16 protein-coding genes are annotated in these 14,913 nt (G+C 59.1%); 5 read left to right on the plus strand and 11 right to left on the minus strand.

What is annotated here, in order from left to right:
- Positions 1-34 precede the first annotated feature (34 nt).
- Positions 35-193 carry a DUF3309 family protein gene (locus NJC38_RS15405; RefSeq protein WP_084709796.1) on the minus strand — a complete coding sequence of 53 codons (159 nt, stop codon included), beginning with the start codon at positions 191-193 and terminating at the stop codon, positions 35-37.
- A 285-nt stretch (positions 194-478) separates the two neighbouring features.
- Between NJC38_RS15405 and NJC38_RS15410 the strand changes: the two genes are divergently transcribed.
- Together NJC38_RS15410 and csrA are read left to right on the plus strand one after the other, a co-directional pair.
- Positions 479-844 carry a DUF2784 domain-containing protein gene (locus NJC38_RS15410; RefSeq protein ID WP_045481230.1) on the plus strand — a complete coding sequence of 122 codons (366 nt, stop codon included), beginning with the start codon at positions 479-481 and terminating at the stop codon, positions 842-844.
- 160 nt (positions 845-1,004) lie between these two features.
- Complete coding sequence (gene csrA, locus NJC38_RS15415; protein WP_253115538.1) at positions 1,005-1,220, plus strand: carbon storage regulator CsrA; 216 nt, start codon at positions 1,005-1,007, stop codon at positions 1,218-1,220.
- A 25-nt stretch (positions 1,221-1,245) separates the two neighbouring features.
- On the opposite strand, the gene NJC38_RS15420 is transcribed toward csrA, so the two are convergent.
- The 10 genes from NJC38_RS15420 to NJC38_RS15465 all read right to left on the minus strand — a co-directional run bounded on the left by NJC38_RS15420 (position 1,246) and on the right by NJC38_RS15465 (position 10,920).
- Positions 1,246-1,473 carry a YheU family protein gene (locus NJC38_RS15420; protein ID WP_045481224.1) on the minus strand — a complete coding sequence of 76 codons (228 nt, stop codon included), beginning with the start codon at positions 1,471-1,473 and terminating at the stop codon, positions 1,246-1,248.
- 91 nt (positions 1,474-1,564) lie between these two features.
- The gene (locus NJC38_RS15425; protein WP_045481221.1) at positions 1,565-2,761 is read right to left on the minus strand and encodes an osmoprotectant NAGGN system M42 family peptidase; all 1,197 of its coding nucleotides are present in this window, start codon (positions 2,759-2,761) and stop codon (positions 1,565-1,567) included.
- 101 nt (positions 2,762-2,862) lie between these two features.
- Positions 2,863-4,611, minus strand: coding sequence for an N-acetylglutaminylglutamine synthetase (ngg, locus tag NJC38_RS15430; protein WP_045481219.1), 1,749 nt, complete (start codon positions 4,609-4,611; stop codon positions 2,863-2,865).
- Positions 4,612-4,614: 3 nt separating this feature from the next.
- Entirely contained in the window at positions 4,615-6,387 is a 1,773-nt protein-coding gene (locus tag NJC38_RS15435) for an N-acetylglutaminylglutamine amidotransferase (protein ID WP_253115541.1), read from the minus strand.
- Positions 6,388-6,481: 94 nt separating this feature from the next.
- Positions 6,482-7,531, minus strand: coding sequence for a sulfotransferase (locus NJC38_RS15440; protein ID WP_253115543.1), 1,050 nt, complete (start codon positions 7,529-7,531; stop codon positions 6,482-6,484).
- Positions 7,521-8,237, minus strand: coding sequence for an aspartyl/asparaginyl beta-hydroxylase domain-containing protein (locus tag NJC38_RS15445; protein ID WP_253115545.1), 717 nt, complete (start codon positions 8,235-8,237; stop codon positions 7,521-7,523). Before NJC38_RS15445 ends, NJC38_RS15440 begins: the two co-directional genes overlap by 11 nt.
- Positions 8,234-8,716, minus strand: a complete 483-nt coding sequence (locus tag NJC38_RS15450) for a GNAT family N-acetyltransferase (RefSeq protein ID WP_253115547.1) — start codon at positions 8,714-8,716, stop codon at positions 8,234-8,236. The genes NJC38_RS15445 and NJC38_RS15450 overlap by 4 nt, the downstream gene beginning before the upstream one ends.
- Positions 8,717-8,786: 70 nt before the next feature.
- A complete protein-coding gene (locus NJC38_RS15455; RefSeq protein ID WP_253115549.1) occupies positions 8,787-9,446 on the minus strand; it encodes a tail fiber protein in 660 nt (219 codons plus the stop codon).
- An 87-nt stretch (positions 9,447-9,533) separates the two neighbouring features.
- Positions 9,534-10,190: a phage tail protein gene (locus tag NJC38_RS15460; protein WP_253115551.1), complete on the minus strand. Its 657-nt coding sequence runs from the start codon at positions 10,188-10,190 to the stop codon at positions 9,534-9,536.
- An 85-nt stretch (positions 10,191-10,275) separates the two neighbouring features.
- The gene (locus tag NJC38_RS15465) at positions 10,276-10,920 is read right to left on the minus strand and encodes a tail fiber protein (protein WP_253115553.1); all 645 of its coding nucleotides are present in this window, start codon (positions 10,918-10,920) and stop codon (positions 10,276-10,278) included.
- Positions 10,921-11,635: 715 nt separating this feature from the next.
- Between NJC38_RS15465 and NJC38_RS15470 the strand changes: the two genes are divergently transcribed.
- Genes NJC38_RS15470 through NJC38_RS15480 form a run of 3 tightly spaced genes read left to right on the plus strand, consistent with a single transcriptional unit; the run spans position 11,636 to position 14,859 of the window.
- Entirely contained in the window at positions 11,636-13,210 is a 1,575-nt protein-coding gene (locus NJC38_RS15470; protein WP_253115555.1) for a TolC family protein, read from the plus strand.
- Positions 13,207-13,995: an efflux RND transporter periplasmic adaptor subunit gene (locus NJC38_RS15475; protein ID WP_253115557.1), complete on the plus strand. Its 789-nt coding sequence runs from the start codon at positions 13,207-13,209 to the stop codon at positions 13,993-13,995. Before NJC38_RS15470 ends, NJC38_RS15475 begins: the two co-directional genes overlap by 4 nt.
- An 18-nt stretch (positions 13,996-14,013) precedes the next feature.
- Positions 14,014-14,859, plus strand: a complete 846-nt coding sequence (locus NJC38_RS15480; RefSeq protein WP_253115559.1) for a sulfotransferase — start codon at positions 14,014-14,016, stop codon at positions 14,857-14,859.
- The last annotated feature ends 54 nt before the right edge of the window (positions 14,860-14,913 follow it).

Genomic DNA, 14,913 nt, shown 5'->3' on the forward strand with positions numbered 1-14,913 from the left:
TGAACATCCGTCGGCGCGATGTCCAGCCGCGCATTCATATCCTGCCCAGTAACACCAGTACCAGCAGAATGACCAGAATGGTCCCGACCACGCCCGACGGTCCGTAACCCCAGCTACGCGAGTGGGGGAACACTGGCAGGCCGCCGATCAGTAGCAGGATCAGGATGATGATGAGAATTGTACTGATGCCCATGATGAGTTCCTTCTTTCAATATAAGGGAGCCAAGATTGCCGGAGGAATTCATGACACCCTTGATGTCATGTCTCGTGGCCTCTTGAATAATCCGACTCTGGGCGTTGAATAAAGGTTCTAAGCGCTTTGAATATATTTTTACAAATTAGCTTCGTTAAAATACCGGGTAGCCCAGTCTGAAAGTTGCAACTTTCCTGGCGGTATAAAGTCTGCGAGCGCGCGGCAGTGAAAGATTGAACTTACAGCGGCCGGTGACGTATTCGCCGCCGATTAAAAGGAGGGGTTATGTTGATGCGTCTGGCGGCCGATGCGGTATTGGTCGTGCACCTGCTGTTCATCGTGTTTGTGCTGTTTGGCGGTTTGCTGGTGCTGCGCAAGCCCTGGCTGGCGGTGCTCCACCTGCCTGCGGTGGCCTGGGGGGCGGCGGTGGAGTTTCTGCACCTGTACTGCCCGCTCACGCCACTGGAAAACCACCTGCGCAGCTTGGCCGGCCAGCAGGGTTATGACGGCGGTTTCGTCGAGCATTACTTGATCGCGCTGATCTATCCGGCGGGTTTGACGATGCAGCACCAGTTATGGCTTGGCAGCGTGGTGCTGGTTATCAATGCCCTGGCTTATAGCCTGGTGTGGCGACGTTGGCGTAGACGCTGAGCGATGCAGTAATTACGACGTTTGCGTCTGCAATGTAGGTTATTTCCTTCAGCTAATTCCGGCGAGTGTGCAGGACATGGCTGATTTTACTTCGCCACATTGAAGCACTCTGCCGCGCGCGGCACTCTGCCCATTCACGGGATTGCAAGAGTGCACAAACATGTTGGTATTAACACGCGAAGTAGGCGAAACCTTTTCCATCGGTGACGAAATCACCGTGCAAGTGCTGGGCGTCAGTGGTAATCAGGTGCGCTTCGGTTTTGACGCCCCCAAACACGTCAAGATCCATCGCGCCGAAGTGTTCCGGCGCATTATCAAGACCTTGTCCGAACCTGATGAGCAGCCGCAGCCGCAGCAACAGTCGCCGGCAGCCTGAGCGGCTCAGGGATTATCCGGATTGCTCAGTCGAACAACTCTTTGGGCACTTCATGGCGAGCCATCAACTGGCACTGCTGGCTCTCGATGTCGAAGAAAATCACGGCCTGGCCTTTGCTGAGGGCGTGACGCACCCGCAATACCCGGGTCTGCAGCGGCGTGTCGTCGCCGTTATCGGTGCCGTCGCGGGTCACGAAGTCTTCGATCAGGCGGGTCAGGGTGTCGGGTTCGAGTTGCTCAAAGGGAATCAGCATGGATGGCTCTCGCGGCAGGGCCGGGGATGATAGTGCAGGGCCGCAGGTTATGCACCCGGCAGGATGCATGCCCTGCGGCAGCCAGGCCGGCTCAGCTGCTTTCGCGACCCTGGCCGATCAGGCTATCGACCGGCGGCACGCGGGTTTCCGGTTCCATCTGGGTGTCGTGCTCCAGCTGGTGGCTGAAGCTTTCCAGCGAGGCCTTGGCCGGTTGCGCGTCACTGTCGAATACCGGCGGGCTGAGGATGTAGGCGCTCAGCAGTTTGCTCAGCGCCGCCAGGCTGTCGATGTGGGTGCGCTCGTAGCCGTGGGTGGCATCGCAACCGAACGCGATCAGCGCGGTGCGGATGTCATTGCCGGCGGTAATCGCCGAATGGGCATCGCTGAAGTAATAGCGGAACACGTCGCGGCGTACCGGCAGTTCCTGCTCGGCGCCCAGCCGTAGCAAGTGGCGCGACAGGTGATAGTCATACGGGCCGCCGGAGTCGAGCATCGCCACACTGACCGCGTGTTCGCTGGAGTGCTGGCCGGGGGCGACCGGCGCGATATCGATACCGACGAACTCACTGACGTCCCAAGGCAGTGCCCCGGCCGCACCGGTGCCGGTTTCTTCGGTGATGGTGAACAGCGGGTGACAGTCGATCACCGGCTCCAGGCCGCTGTCGACCACCGCCTTGAGCGATGCCAGCAGGGCAGCTACACCGGCTTTGTCGTCCAGGTGGCGGGCGCTGATGTGGCCGCTTTCAGTGAACTCCGGCAGCGGGTCAAAGGCGACATAGTCACCGATGCCCACACCTAACGACTCGCAGTCGGCGCGGGTCGCACAGTAAGCGTCCAGGCGCAGTTCGATATGATCCCAACTGACCGGCATCTGGTCCACGGCGGTATTGAAGGCGTGCCCGGAGGCCATTAGCGGCAGCACGCTGCCACGGATCACGCCGGTGTCGGTGAACACACTGACCCGGCTGCCCTCGGCAAAGCGGCTCGACCAGCAGCCCACCGGCGCCAGGCTCAGGCGGCCGTTGTCTTTGACCTCGCGGACACAGGCGCCGATGGTGTCGACGTGGGCTGATACCGCACGGTCCGGGCTGCTCTTGCGGCCCTTGAGGGTAGCGCGAATGGTGCCACGCCGGGTCAACTCGAAAGGAATATCCAGTTCTTCAAGGCGCTCGGCGACATAGCGCACGATGGTATCGGTAAAGCCGGTGGGGCTGGGAATCGCGAGCATTTCCAGCAGGACTTTCTGCAGGTAATTCAGATCCGGATCAGGGATGGTTGCATTAGACATGATGGAGGGCTCCTCTGGAGCAGCTACTGGTTACACGCTACAAGCTGCAAGCCGGAGTGGATATGGCTTGCAGCTTGTAACCTGGTGGTTGTAGCTGTGTTTCAACTATGAGCTGGAAGGCTATGGGGAAAGAGTAGATCGACAAAGCGTTCTGCGGTGGGTTGTGGTTCATGATTGGCCAGGCCGACCCGTTCATTGGCCTCGATGAACACGTACTCGGGCTGGTCGGCGGCAGGCACCATCAGGTCCAGGCCGACCACCGGAATGTCCAGTGCCCGTGCCGCACGCACGGCGGCGTCGCTGAGCACCGGGTCAAGGATCGCTGTGACATCTTCCAGGCAGCCGCCGGTGTGCAGGTTGGCGGTGCGGCGCACGGCCAGGCGCTGGTCCATGGGCAGGATATCGTCGTAAGCGAAACCGGCATCGCGCACTGTGCGTTCGGTTTCCTCGTCCATGGGGATCCGGCTTTCTCCGCCGGTTGCCGCCGCGCGGCGGCGGCTCTGGGCTTCGATCAGCTGCTTGATGGTATGGCGGCCGTCACCGACCACCTCTGCGGGGCGGCGGATCGCCGCTGCAACCACTTCAAAGCCGATCACCACAATGCGCAGGTCCAAGCCTTCGTGGAAGCTTTCCAGAATGACCCGGGTATCGAACTGCCGGGCCCGCTCGATGGCTTGCTGTACTTCTTCGATGCTGCGCAGGTCCACTGCCACGCCTTGGCCCTGCTCGCCGTCGAGGGGCTTGACCACGATCCGGCCATGCTCTTCGAGAAACGCCAGGTTGTCGTCGGCGCTGCCGGCGCGCACTTGCGCGGGCAGGCATAAGCCAGCGGCTTTCAAGGCGCGATGGGTCAGGCTCTTGTCCTGGCACAAGGTCATGCTCACGGCGCTGGTCAGGTCGCTGAGCGATTCGCGGCAACGCACCCGACGGCCACCGTAACTCAGGGTGAACAACCCGGCATCGGCATCATCGACTTGCACATCGATACCCCGCCGATGTGCTTCCTCGACAATGATCCGCGCATAGGGGTTGAACTCTGCTTGCGGACCAGGACCGAGAAACAGCGCTTCATTGATGCCGTTCTTGCGCTTGATGGCGAAGGTCGGCAGGGTGCGAAAGCCCAGCTTGGCGTACAACGCCTTGGCCTGATGGTTGTCGTGCAGTACCGACAGGTCCAGATAGCTCAGGCCGCGGCTCATGAAGTGCTCGATCAGGTGGCGCACCAGCACTTCGCCGACACCCGGACGGCTGCAGTTGGGGTCCACCGCCAGGCACCACAGGCTGCTGCCTTTTTCCGGGTCGTTGAACGCCTTGAGGTGATTAAGCCCCATGACACTGCCAATGATCGCATTACTGCCTTCGTCTTCGGCCAGCCAGTACACCGGGCCGCCTTGATGGCGTGGGGTCAGCAATTCAGGATCAATCGGCAGCATGCCGCGAGCCAGATACAGGTTGTTGATCGCCTGCCAGTCGGCCTCGCTCTGGGCCCGACGAATCCGGAAACCGCGAAACACCCGATGCGCCTGCCGGTAGTCGCTGAACCACAGGCGCAGCGTGTCGGACGGATCAAGAAACAGCTGTTGCGGTGCCTGGGCCAGCACCTGCTGCGGCGCAGCCACATACAGCGCGATATCGCGCTCGCCGGATTTTTCGTTGAGCAGCTCCTGGGCCAGCGCCGCCGGCTCCGGGTAGGTGTGGCCGATCAGCAGCCGCCCCCAACCGCAATGCAGGGCCAGTGGCTCGCTGTCCGGCTGGCCGCCGTCTTCGGCCAAGCGCGCCTGCAGGCGTTCGTAGGACGGCGACTGGCGCCGCAACAGTCGCTGGCTGTAAGCCGTTGCATGGGGTTTCATCGATCAGAGTCCTTGTTCGCTCAGCCACAGGTTCAGGGCTGCCAGTTGCCACAGCTTGGAGCCGCGCAGCGGGGTGAGCTGGTCCTTGGGGTTGGTCAGCAACGTGTCGATGATTGCCGGGTTGAACAGGCCGCGATCCTGGCTCGGGTCGAGCAGCAGCTCGCGCACCCAATTCAGGGTATTACCCTGCAAGTGCTTGAGGCCCGGTACCGGGAAATAACCCTTCTTGCGGTCAATCACCTCGGCCGGAATCACCAGGCGGGCCGCTTCCTTGAGGACATGTTTGCCGCCGTCGGGCAGCTTGAAGCGCGCCGGTACTCGTGCCGACAGTTCGACCAGGCGATAGTCGAGAAACGGGGTACGGGCTTCCAGACCCCAGGCCATGGTCATGTTGTCCACCCGCTTGACCGGGTCATCGACCAGCATCACTGTGCTGTCGAGCCGCAACGCTTTATCCACTGCCGCCTCGGCACCTGGCCGGGCAAAGTGGTCACGCACGAACTCACCCGCAGCGTCGTGATCGACCAGCCACTTCGGCTGTACGGTGGCGGCGTACTCTTCATAGCTGCGGTCGACGAATGCTGCGCGGTAAGCGGCAACCGGGTCGGCTGCACCATCGACCTGCGGATACCAGTGGTAACCGGCAAACAGCTCATCCGCGCCCTGGCCGCTCTGGACCACTTTGCAGTGTTTGGCGACTTCCCGGGACAACAGATAAAAGGCGATGCAGTCATGGCTGACCATCGGCTCGCTCATGGCCCGGAAGGCCGCTGGCAATTGTTCGATGATCTCGCTTTCCTGAATGCGCAACTGATGATGGCGCGTGCCGTAGTGTTTGGCGATCAGGTCAGAGTACTGGAACTCGTCACCGCGCTCGCCACCGGCATCTTCGAAACCGATTGAAAAGGTCGACAGGTCTTCGACACCCACGTCACGCAGCAGGCCAACCAACAGGCTGGAGTCCACGCCGCCCGACAACAGCACGCCGACGTCCACCGCAGCACGCTGACGAATGCCCACCGCTTCACGGGTGCTGTCCAGGACCCGCTCGCGCCAGTCTTCAAAGCTCAGATCGCGCTCGTCGTCATGCGGGCCATAAGGCAGCGTCCACCAGACTTGCTGCTCGGTATTGCCCTGGGCATCGATCAGCATCCAGCTGGCTGGCGGCAGCTTTTCCACCCCGGCCAACAGTGTGCGTGGTGCCGGTACCACCGCGTGGAAGTTCAGGTAGTGATTGACCGCCACCGGGTCGAGCAGCGAGCTGATGTCGCCACCCTTGAGCAACGCTGGCAGGCTCGACGCGAAGCGCAGGCGCTCGCCAGTGCGCGACAGGTACAGCGGCTTGACGCCGAGTCGGTCGCGGGCAATGAACAGCCGTTTGGCGTCACGTTCCCAGATTGCGAAGGCGAACATGCCGTTGAGCTTGGGCAGCAGTTCCTTGCCCCAGGCGTGATAGCCCTTGAGCAGCACCTCGGTGTCTCCGCCGGAATGGAAGGCGTAGCCCAGCGTTTCAAGCTCGGCGCGTAATTCCGGAAAGTTATAGATGGCCCCGTTGAAGGCCAGCGACAGGCCCAGATGGTTGTCGATCATCGGCTGCGCCGAGCCGTCCGACAAGTCCATGATCTTCAGCCGTCGATGCCCCAGGGCAATCGGCCCCTGGCTATGAAAACCCCAGGCGTCCGGGCCGCGAGGTGCCATGTGATGGGTGATACGTTCAATGGCGGCAAGATCCGCCGGTTGATGGTTAAAACGAAGTTCGCCTGCAATTCCGCACATAAGTCCTTACCGGGTTTCCGTTGGGGAGGGTGATCGCGAAAGCGGTCACTCTGAAACTGACCCGGAGCAGAGGTGGGAGTTTTAGATCAATCGGTTATAAGGAGGCGGCAGTGTCTGGCTGCTTGCTGGTCTTCTGCACCACTTTTAGGGCGTTCAGTGCGTCGTATAGCGCTTGGGCACGCTGCAGTAAATCAGCATCCGGCGCCTCGCCCCAGCAGGTGGCAGAGGGCGGATCGCCTCGATACGGCTCTCTGCCTTTGGCATGCCGCTGGGTTCTTTCCAGCATGCTGGCCCGCTGGTCGGTATCCAGTGTGATACCCAGCAGCGGTAACAGACGGTCGGGTACGGCGTCGGGCAGGCTGGCGTAATTCACCGGTACAAGCTGGCCCTGTTCTGCCGCTGTCAGTGCGGTCTGCATGAAGCGGTTCAATACATGCAGGCAGTAGATGTCCAGATTGCCCGGCAAAAGATCGTCCGATGCCTGTACCCATGCAGGGTCAAGCATGCCGGGCAGCATCTGCGGGCCGCGCTGGCGCTGATGTGAGGCCATGACCTGCAACGGCTGACGGTAGAGAAACAGAGCAGGAACATCCGGGAAGGCTTCGCGCAGGATTTGCAGGTGTTGCAGGTGCCAGCAGTCGAGCTTGATCACCAGATGCTGTTGCTGCGTAGTGCGGCGTTGGCCCAATGCACGGACCACGCCGCGGAGCAGGTTAATGCAACTCTCACGCTCAAGAGCGCCTTGCTGGTATTGATAAAGCAAAGAGTCGATCACTGGCGGTTCGGATAGCGCCACGCATTGCGGCAGGGTTGCCAGCATCTGGGTGAGCAGGGTCGAGCCGCAGCGTGAAACGTGAAATATCAGCGCACTCAGGGGCATGCCGTCAGATAGCTCATCCAGGACTGAAAAATCAGTGAAGCAGCGTTGGCGTTGATCGAAAGGCTGGCGATTGAGCGTTTCAATGAAAAACGGGTCGTCAAAGCGCAGCGTTTCGAGATGACGCCACCATACCCCAGCCGGTGCAGTCCTGATGAGTATCGGGTACCAGCCTTGCAGCGACTCAGGCTGTTGCTCCACAGCTCGTAGCAAATGCTTGTACGCAGGGGCGAAAATTGGGCGGTCGGGCTGGTGATTATCGGGCACGATAGATTTTTTCCAGGCGCTGTGCCATCGCCAGGCCTGCGGGTGATGGCAGTGCCCGCAGGTTGGCGATGATCTTCAAGGCATTATCATGGCAGATGCTCGGGTCGCCGTAAGGTCCGGGGTCACGAGCAACAAATCCGCTGGCAACGAACAGGCGCTCCAGCCAGGGATTGACCACACAGTCGAGCATCAGGTGAACACGGGGTTGCCGGCTGCGGTTATAAACGGCATGAGTGCAGGCTGCGTTCAGGTACCAGGTGTCGCCGCGGCTGAAATGGACACTTTCGTCTTCAACGACAAACACCACTTCCGGTCCGGTTTGCAATGCAATGTGCAAGCGGGCAATGCCGTCTTCGAAGGCACCGCCGCGATCACGATGGGGTTTGATATGTGCGTCTGGTGCCAGAGCCATCAGGCGCACAGAGAGTTTTTCGCAGTCAAAACGAGCCAGAACCTGCTGCACGAGGGGGCATTGTGCTAGGGCTTCGGTATCCTGGTAGCTGGCATCATCCACTGCCATGATGTTGTCGGCCTCGCCATTGATCGAGCGCAGCGCCAAGCATTGCCAGTCTCCTTCGTACGTACCAGTGTTCATGTGGCTGATCCAGCGTGACTGAGGCAGGGCGCGAATTTGCTGCTCCATTTCGCTGGTATCGAAGCTCAGCGGCAGCTTCAGGTAGCGACAGGGGTAGTCAGAACCGCTCATGTGTCGGCCAGCCAGCGCATACGCTGCGATAGCTCATCACTGTCCACTACTCGAAAGCCCAGCCGCTTATAAAGGCGTAGCGCGGATGTGTTTGAGTGTTGTACGCGTAGTTCCAGCGGCAAATGAGCCTCGGCTGCCTGATTTTGCGCCCAGCGCAATAGTCGGGTGCCCAGGCCTTTATTACGCCAGGGGCTCAGTACAGCAATGTCGATGACATGCAGGCGCTGATGATTGGTGTCGAGGATCAGCCGTGCGGCAGGTTCCTCCTGGTCCAGCATTAGCCAATGACGTGCGTCAGGGAATTCACGCTGTACGCCCTGCTCTTGCACGCGTTGTTGCATGTCCAGTAACGGTTCAAGCACAGGGTTTTCAGCCAGCATGGCGAGATCGCTGCGGCTGCTACGATACAGGGCTTTGAGAAACGCATGATCGTCCGCCATGGCTTCTCGCATGCCGGATGCGTAAAGGGAGTTGGGCATTTTGTCGACTCTGTCGAGAATGTCGGGCCGGCGATACACGCCCCCGGATCAGCGAGGGCGTGAGCAAGGTTCAGTTGCGTGGGGGATAGATACCGAGCAAGCAGATGATGAAGTTGAGTGTCTGGTACGGCGGTGTCATGTCGGCCGTTGATGTCAGCGTTACAGGGGCATTGGTTGTGATATTTTTGTCGACCGTCACTTTGCCGGTCGCAGTATTGACCACTTGGGTTTTGACTCCGGCAAGCGTTACTGGTGCCACAGGCGTCGCTGTCGATGGCAAGTAGATTGCGGCGGCGTTGGTCTGCCCTGCGGTCGTACTGGTGAGGACAGCGTCCTGGGTTGGCACTAAGGCGCCACCGGTAAGTGCAGTGCCTACCTGAACGGTGGTCGTGGCATTGATCTCGACCGATGCCGGGTGAATATGTCCAGGCAACTGGGCCACTGTAAGTACGGCAGTGGTTGTGGTGGACGACGACAGATTACCGCCCTTGGCGCCAAGTTTTGAGATGTCCTGCCCGTTGAGCGGGGTGCCGCTCACACCAATTGGCGTTGCCTTGCGCAGGTCCGGCAACTTGAACGTGGTCTGGCCATCGCCGCCATACCGAGTGCCCAACAGGCTGTAAAGAGCGGCATTTTGCTGGATGGGCAAGCTACTGCCGTCACAGAACATCCAGCCTTTTGGAGCCCAGTTCAGAGGCCAGGGTAGGATGGTACCGATGAATGCTTCCATGGAATTTCCTTTCGGACGTTGTCCGGTTGAATGCTTGCCTTGACGTTCGTTCTGTACGAGGTGCTGTACTGGTCATTGACCCGTTTTTCAGTTGAAATTCGGATAAATGCCGTCGTCCACGCAAATGATGAAATCGCACGTCAGGTAAGGCGGTACCGAAGGTAATGTGACTGGTGTGCCAAAAGGGGCCGGTGTATTCGTATTGTTCAATTGCAATGTCACCTCACCGCCCGAAATCTGCGACTGCACGCCGCCCAGGTTCACCGGTTTGGTCGGCGTGACACTCTTATCCAGATAGATGGCTGCCGAGGGGTTGCCGGTAAAGCCGGTGCCGCCGGTGCCACAGAGTGAGCACTGATCGGCTGGGACCATGGCACCACCGGTGTTCGCCGTGCTTGCAGTGATGGACGTGGTGCCGGTCAGGCCGGTAACGGTCCCTGTGGCCGTATGGGTGTGGGGAGGTACCTGGTTGGCAGTGAGCACACCCATCTGATTGGATGTGACGGTTGGTGCGCCGCTGGCGACGCCGACGGTGCCAATGGTTGTGGCGCCGACCGGAAAATTGCCAGAAAGGTTGGGAAGATTGAACGTGGTCGTCCCGTCACCGCCGTATTTGGTGCCAATCAATGAGTAGAGCGCAGCGTATCGCTGGATTTGCAAGGACTGGCCGCGGCAGTACATCCAGCCCTGGGGGGGGTAGCCAACTGGCCATGGAAGGATCGTTCCGTAGAAAAAAGCATCCATCGATCTGTTCTCACATGAAGGCTAGTGACTTAGCCTTTGTTTTAATTGATAAATTCAGTGGCTACGTAATTTCTGGAGCAAGCTCTCAGGGTCTGCTCGGATAAAGGCCTTCAAGGCAGATGATGTAGTTGATTGCGACCGACGGCGGACGGTTGCTGACTGGCTTCTCTATCAGAATTGGCGCGCCGCCGACGTTATTACCCACGGTGACCTTGGGGACGTCTGATATCTCGGTTTTGACTCCGCCCAGAGTGACAGTGCTGCCTGACGCAGGTGGGGCAGCCTGGTAGATGGCCGCAGCCCCCGGATTGTTTGAGGTGCCTGTGAGCACAGCATTGGCGCTGGCCAGAGGCACGCCGCCGGTCGTACCGGTGCCCAGGCTTATCGACGTGCTGCCGGACAGGTTGGCCAGCGACATCGTGGCCGGATGGGTGTGCTCGGGCAGATTATTGGCAGCCAGTACCGCAGTGGTTTTGAGCACAGTCGCTTGTGCTGCGCTCCCTTTTTGCAGCTGCGAAGCATCGGGGGGCGTTGCAGAGCCCACGGGGAAGCGGTCGACCAGATTAGGCAATCCAAAGGTCGTGACGCCATCGCCGCCATAGATTGTGCCGATCAGAGAATACAGGATTTGGTAGTCCTGAATCTTGAGTGTTGTCCCATCGCAAAGATGCCAGCCGGTGGGGATGCGAATGCCTGCCCACATGTAAATAGACCCAACGAAAACATCCATAACATCTCCTTTTTGATTCACTCGTTACACAATCGACCGTCGGTGTCAGTAACAGTCCCGGTCGGTTGGATTTCTATGGTCAAGAGGTTTGAAAATCGCGGGCGTGGATCTGAAACCGCACAACAAAACGTGCGCCGACGGCCTGAGGTCAGGCATTGCCGGGAGTCAATATCGGATGATTAAGAAGAGTGGCGAGCGAGGCGAAGCGTGAAGGAAGAGCGCATGCTGAGGGAGTGCTGGAAATACCATCAAATCAATCCTTGATGAGCAACACGAGAGATGTTTCATGGCCAGTGGCCGTTCCTTATGCTGAAACATAGTTCATAAAGGCTACAGTTTTTGCAAGCTTTTATTTCATTTTAATTGAGGGGGTGGCGGACTGCTTTTTTTGGGGTGGCTAATTGATACTCACCCTGTCGGAGGTGGATAAATACACAGCGATACAGCTCACTAAAGAAAAGGTTCCCGCGGCCGATGCAATTGTGTCAGCTATGCCGTTCACGTCTCATTGGCGCTAGATTCTGCAGTCGGGTTTGCCTGGCCTGTTGAAAGGTTCTACCTGTGCCGCTTTGCTGGTCAAAGTGTCATTTAGCAGGGTGCTGTATGTGCTCGACGGAAAGATATTGCACGGATGGGTCAAACCCATCAAATGACCACTGATTTTGCCAGCTGCGATGCGTGTATTACGTATTCATAAGGGAAGGTAGGACCACCTATGTCTGTCCGCAACATCAAGACCAACACCACCGGCGCCAGCTTTTTCAACCGTCATGTCGCCACTGTGTTGCAAGCCGGCACAGTGTCAGGCGTGCTGCTGCTGACGGGGTGTATGAGCCTCGATCCACAACCGCTGGAACGCGGTGCGCTGCAGGAGCAAGTCCATCAGGATACGCTCACTGCCCGGCAGAACGTTCCCGCCATTGCTGGCCCGTTGACACTCGACGAAGCCATTGCCCGTGCTTTGAAGTACAACCTCGACTCCCGTTCCCGAGAGATGGAACAGGCGCTCGCGATGAGCCAGTACGATGTCGGTAACTTCGACATGCTGCCGAAGATGATCGCCGCGGCTGGCTACAGCCGTCGCAGTGAGTACGCCACCACCCGGGCGGTGGATTCGGTCACTGGCCAACCATCGCTGGCCAACCCCTATATTTCCAGCGACAAGCAACATGCCACCAGCGATCTGGGTCTGACCTGGAGCGTGCTGGATTTTGGCTTGTCGTACTACGAAGCCAAGCAGAACGCAGACCGCGTGCTGATCGCCTCCGAGCGTCGCCGTCAGGCCATGCACGTGCTGGTGCAGGACGTGCGCAGCGCGTTCTGGCGTGCCGCCAGTGCGCAGAAGCTGCAAGCTTCAGTCAAGCAGTCCACTGCTTTGGCCGAGTCGGCACTGGCTGATGCCCGTCAGGCTGAGACCGAGCGCTTGCGCTCGCCGGTCGAGTCGCTGCGCTACCAGCGTCAGGTGCTGGAAAACCTGCGCCTGCTGGAAGCCATCGAACAGGAACTGGGCACTGCAAAGGTTGAGCTGGCGGCGTTGATCAACGCACCGCTCGGCGCCAATCTGACCGTGGTAGAACCCGCCGAAACCTTCAACAAGCGCGTGCTGGACCTGCCGGTTGAGCAGCTTGAAGCCCATGCGCTGGAGCAGAATGCCCTGTTGCGCGAGCAGAACTACAACACGCGTATTGCCAGCCAGGAAACCCGCAAAACCCTGCTGCGGCTGTTTCCCAATCTCAGCCTGAACTACAGCTTGCGTCACGATTCGGACAAGTACCTGATCAATAACAACTGGAACGAGGCGGGGGCCCAGCTTTCCTTCAACCTGTTGAATATTCTCAGTGCCCCGGCGCAGATGCGTTTGGCCAAGGCCGGCATTGCTGTTGCCGACCAGCGTCGTGTGGCGACTCAGATGGCCGTGCTGGCTCAAGTGCATATCGCTCGCCTGCAATATGCCAATGCCCTGCAGCAGTTCCAGCGTGCCGACGCTATCTGGCAAGTTGACGACCGCCTCAACCAGCAAACTGCCAACCGTGCTCAAGCCCAGGCGGTGGGTGCGCTTGATACGGTTGCCAGCAATACCTCCGCGATTCTCAGCCAGCTACGCCGTTATCAGGCCATGGCATTGGCCAATGCTGCCGCCAGCAAGCTGCAGGCCACATTGGGCATGGAACCGGCCATCGGTAATCTGAACGAAGTGCCTCTGGCGCAATTGCAGCAAGAAGTGCACGCCTCGTTGGCGCAGTGGAACCAGGGGCAACTGGCGGCGCCAGCCGTCGAGGCCGGCAAATGATCCATCGCAATCTGTTGCAGGGCCTTGGTCTGATCACTGGACTGGCCTGTTTGCCTGTGGCGCTGGCGGCCGATCCTGCCGCCATGCCGTCTACCCTTGCAACGGCGGGCACTGAGGTGCGAGATATCCGCGCCCAGTTGGCGCCGCGTCAGTTCACCACCTTGGCGGCAGAAATCGGCGCCAAGATCAGCAGCCTTCCGGTGTCCGAAGGCGGTGCGTTCAAGAAGGGCCAGACACTGGTCGGTTTTGATTGTTCGTTGCAGCAGGCGCAGTTGAACAAGGCCCGCGCCGGGCTGAGCGCCGCTGACAAGACCTGGAGCGCCAACAAGCGCCTCAATGAACTGAACTCCATCGGCCAGGTGGAGTTGCAGGTTTCTGAAGCCGAGGTCATGAAGAACCGTGCTGATGTGTCGCTGATGAGCACCATGCTCGGCAAGTGCAGCATCACCGCGCCGTTCAATGGTCGTGTGGTCGAGCAGAAAATGCGCGAGCAGCAATTTGCGCAGCCCGGCCAGGCGATTCTCGACATTCTCGATGACAGTGTGCTGGAGGTTGAATTCCTTGCCCCGTCGCGCTGGCTGGCGTGGCTCAAGGTGGGCACCGTTTTGCAGTTGAACGTTGACGAAACTGCCAGGCAGTACCCGGCCAAGGTTACTCGTATCGGCGCCCGGGTCGATCCAGTCAGCCAGTCTGTCAAGCTGGTGGCGACTATTGATGGGCATTTTCCCGAACTGATTGCAGGCATGAGCGGTACGGTGCTGATCAAATCACCCGTCAGCCCCTGACGCGACAAGGATATCGCCATGGCCGTCGTTGCTCAGAAGTATCATTTCATTACCGGGTTACCCCGTTCGGGCTCTACGCTCCTGTCTGCGCTATTGCTGCAGAATCCACGCTTTCATGCAGGCATGACCAGTCCGGTCGGCATATTGGTCAATAACCTGATTACCCATTTTGGCGCAGGTACCGAGCTGGGTAGCATGCTTAGCCAGCCTCAGCGGCAACGACTCGTGCGTGGTGTTTTTGATGCGTATTACGCGGACAAATCCGACAAGCAGGTGATTTTCGACACCAATCGCAGTTGGAGCGCCAGCATGCCTTTGCTGGCTGAGCAATTTCCCGAGGCCAAAGTGATTGCCTGTGTGCGCAATGTGGCATGGGTCATGGACAGCCTGGAGCGTCGTTTTCGCGCCAATCCGTATGAAATCACTCGTTTGTTCGGCGATGGTGTCGAGCGCAATACCGTTTACAGCCGGGTAGAAACGTTGGGCCAGCGCAATCGCTTGGTCGGCTACCCGTGGACGGCGCTCAAGGAAGCGTTTTACGGCGAGTACGCCAGTCGACTGTTGATCATTGACTACGATTTGCTGGCCCAGGCACCTCAGAAGGTCATGCCACTGCTGTATTCATTCATCGATGAACCGTTGTTTGACCACGATTTCGAGGCTGTCAGTTATGAGGCGCAACAGTTCGACGCAGCGCTGGGCGTGCACGGTCTGCACACCGTGCGCAGTAAGGTAGAACTGCAGAAACGACGTACCGTTTTGCCTCCTGACCTGTTCGCCCAGTTCAACGAACTTGCGTTCTGGCAAAATCAGGACGGCAGTGCCGCCAGCGTTATCACGATTAAACCGACGACTGGCTGTTAATGCAAAGCCAGACGCTACCGATATATTCCCTGAATCGTTGTTTGCCTCGCAACG

The sequence above is a fragment of the Pseudomonas sp. 21LCFQ010 genome (genome assembly GCF_024129905.1).
In the GTDB taxonomy this organism is placed as follows: Bacteria; Pseudomonadota; Gammaproteobacteria; order Pseudomonadales; family Pseudomonadaceae; genus Aquipseudomonas.

Excerpts from the sequence above, each read along its gene's own strand:
- NJC38_RS15450 (WP_253115547.1), bottom strand. The coding sequence starts at position 8,716 with ATGCCCAACTCCCTTTACGCATCCGGCATGCGAGAAGCCATGGCGGAC.
- NJC38_RS15445 (WP_253115545.1), bottom strand. The coding sequence starts at position 8,237 with ATGAGCGGTTCTGACTACCCCTGTCGCTACCTGAAGCTGCCGCTGAGC.
- NJC38_RS15475 (WP_253115557.1), top strand. The coding sequence starts at position 13,207 with ATGATCCATCGCAATCTGTTGCAGGGCCTTGGTCTGATCACTGGACTG.
- NJC38_RS15455 (WP_253115549.1), bottom strand. The coding sequence starts at position 9,446 with ATGGAAGCATTCATCGGTACCATCCTACCCTGGCCTCTGAACTGGGCT.
- NJC38_RS15465 (WP_253115553.1), bottom strand. The coding sequence starts at position 10,920 with ATGGATGTTTTCGTTGGGTCTATTTACATGTGGGCAGGCATTCGCATC.
- NJC38_RS15410 (WP_045481230.1), top strand. The coding sequence starts at position 479 with ATGTTGATGCGTCTGGCGGCCGATGCGGTATTGGTCGTGCACCTGCTG.
- NJC38_RS15480 (WP_253115559.1), top strand. The coding sequence starts at position 14,014 with ATGGCCGTCGTTGCTCAGAAGTATCATTTCATTACCGGGTTACCCCGT.
- NJC38_RS15420 (WP_045481224.1), bottom strand. The coding sequence starts at position 1,473 with ATGCTGATTCCCTTTGAGCAACTCGAACCCGACACCCTGACCCGCCTG.
- NJC38_RS15425 (WP_045481221.1), bottom strand. The coding sequence starts at position 2,761 with ATGTCTAATGCAACCATCCCTGATCCGGATCTGAATTACCTGCAGAAA.
- NJC38_RS15470 (WP_253115555.1), top strand. The coding sequence starts at position 11,636 with ATGTCTGTCCGCAACATCAAGACCAACACCACCGGCGCCAGCTTTTTC.
- NJC38_RS15435 (WP_253115541.1), bottom strand. The coding sequence starts at position 6,387 with ATGTGCGGAATTGCAGGCGAACTTCGTTTTAACCATCAACCGGCGGAT.
- NJC38_RS15405 (WP_084709796.1), bottom strand. The coding sequence starts at position 193 with ATGGGCATCAGTACAATTCTCATCATCATCCTGATCCTGCTACTGATC.
- NJC38_RS15460 (WP_253115551.1), bottom strand. The coding sequence starts at position 10,190 with ATGGATGCTTTTTTCTACGGAACGATCCTTCCATGGCCAGTTGGCTAC.
- ngg (WP_045481219.1), bottom strand. The coding sequence starts at position 4,611 with ATGAAACCCCATGCAACGGCTTACAGCCAGCGACTGTTGCGGCGCCAG.
- csrA (WP_253115538.1), top strand. The coding sequence starts at position 1,005 with ATGTTGGTATTAACACGCGAAGTAGGCGAAACCTTTTCCATCGGTGAC.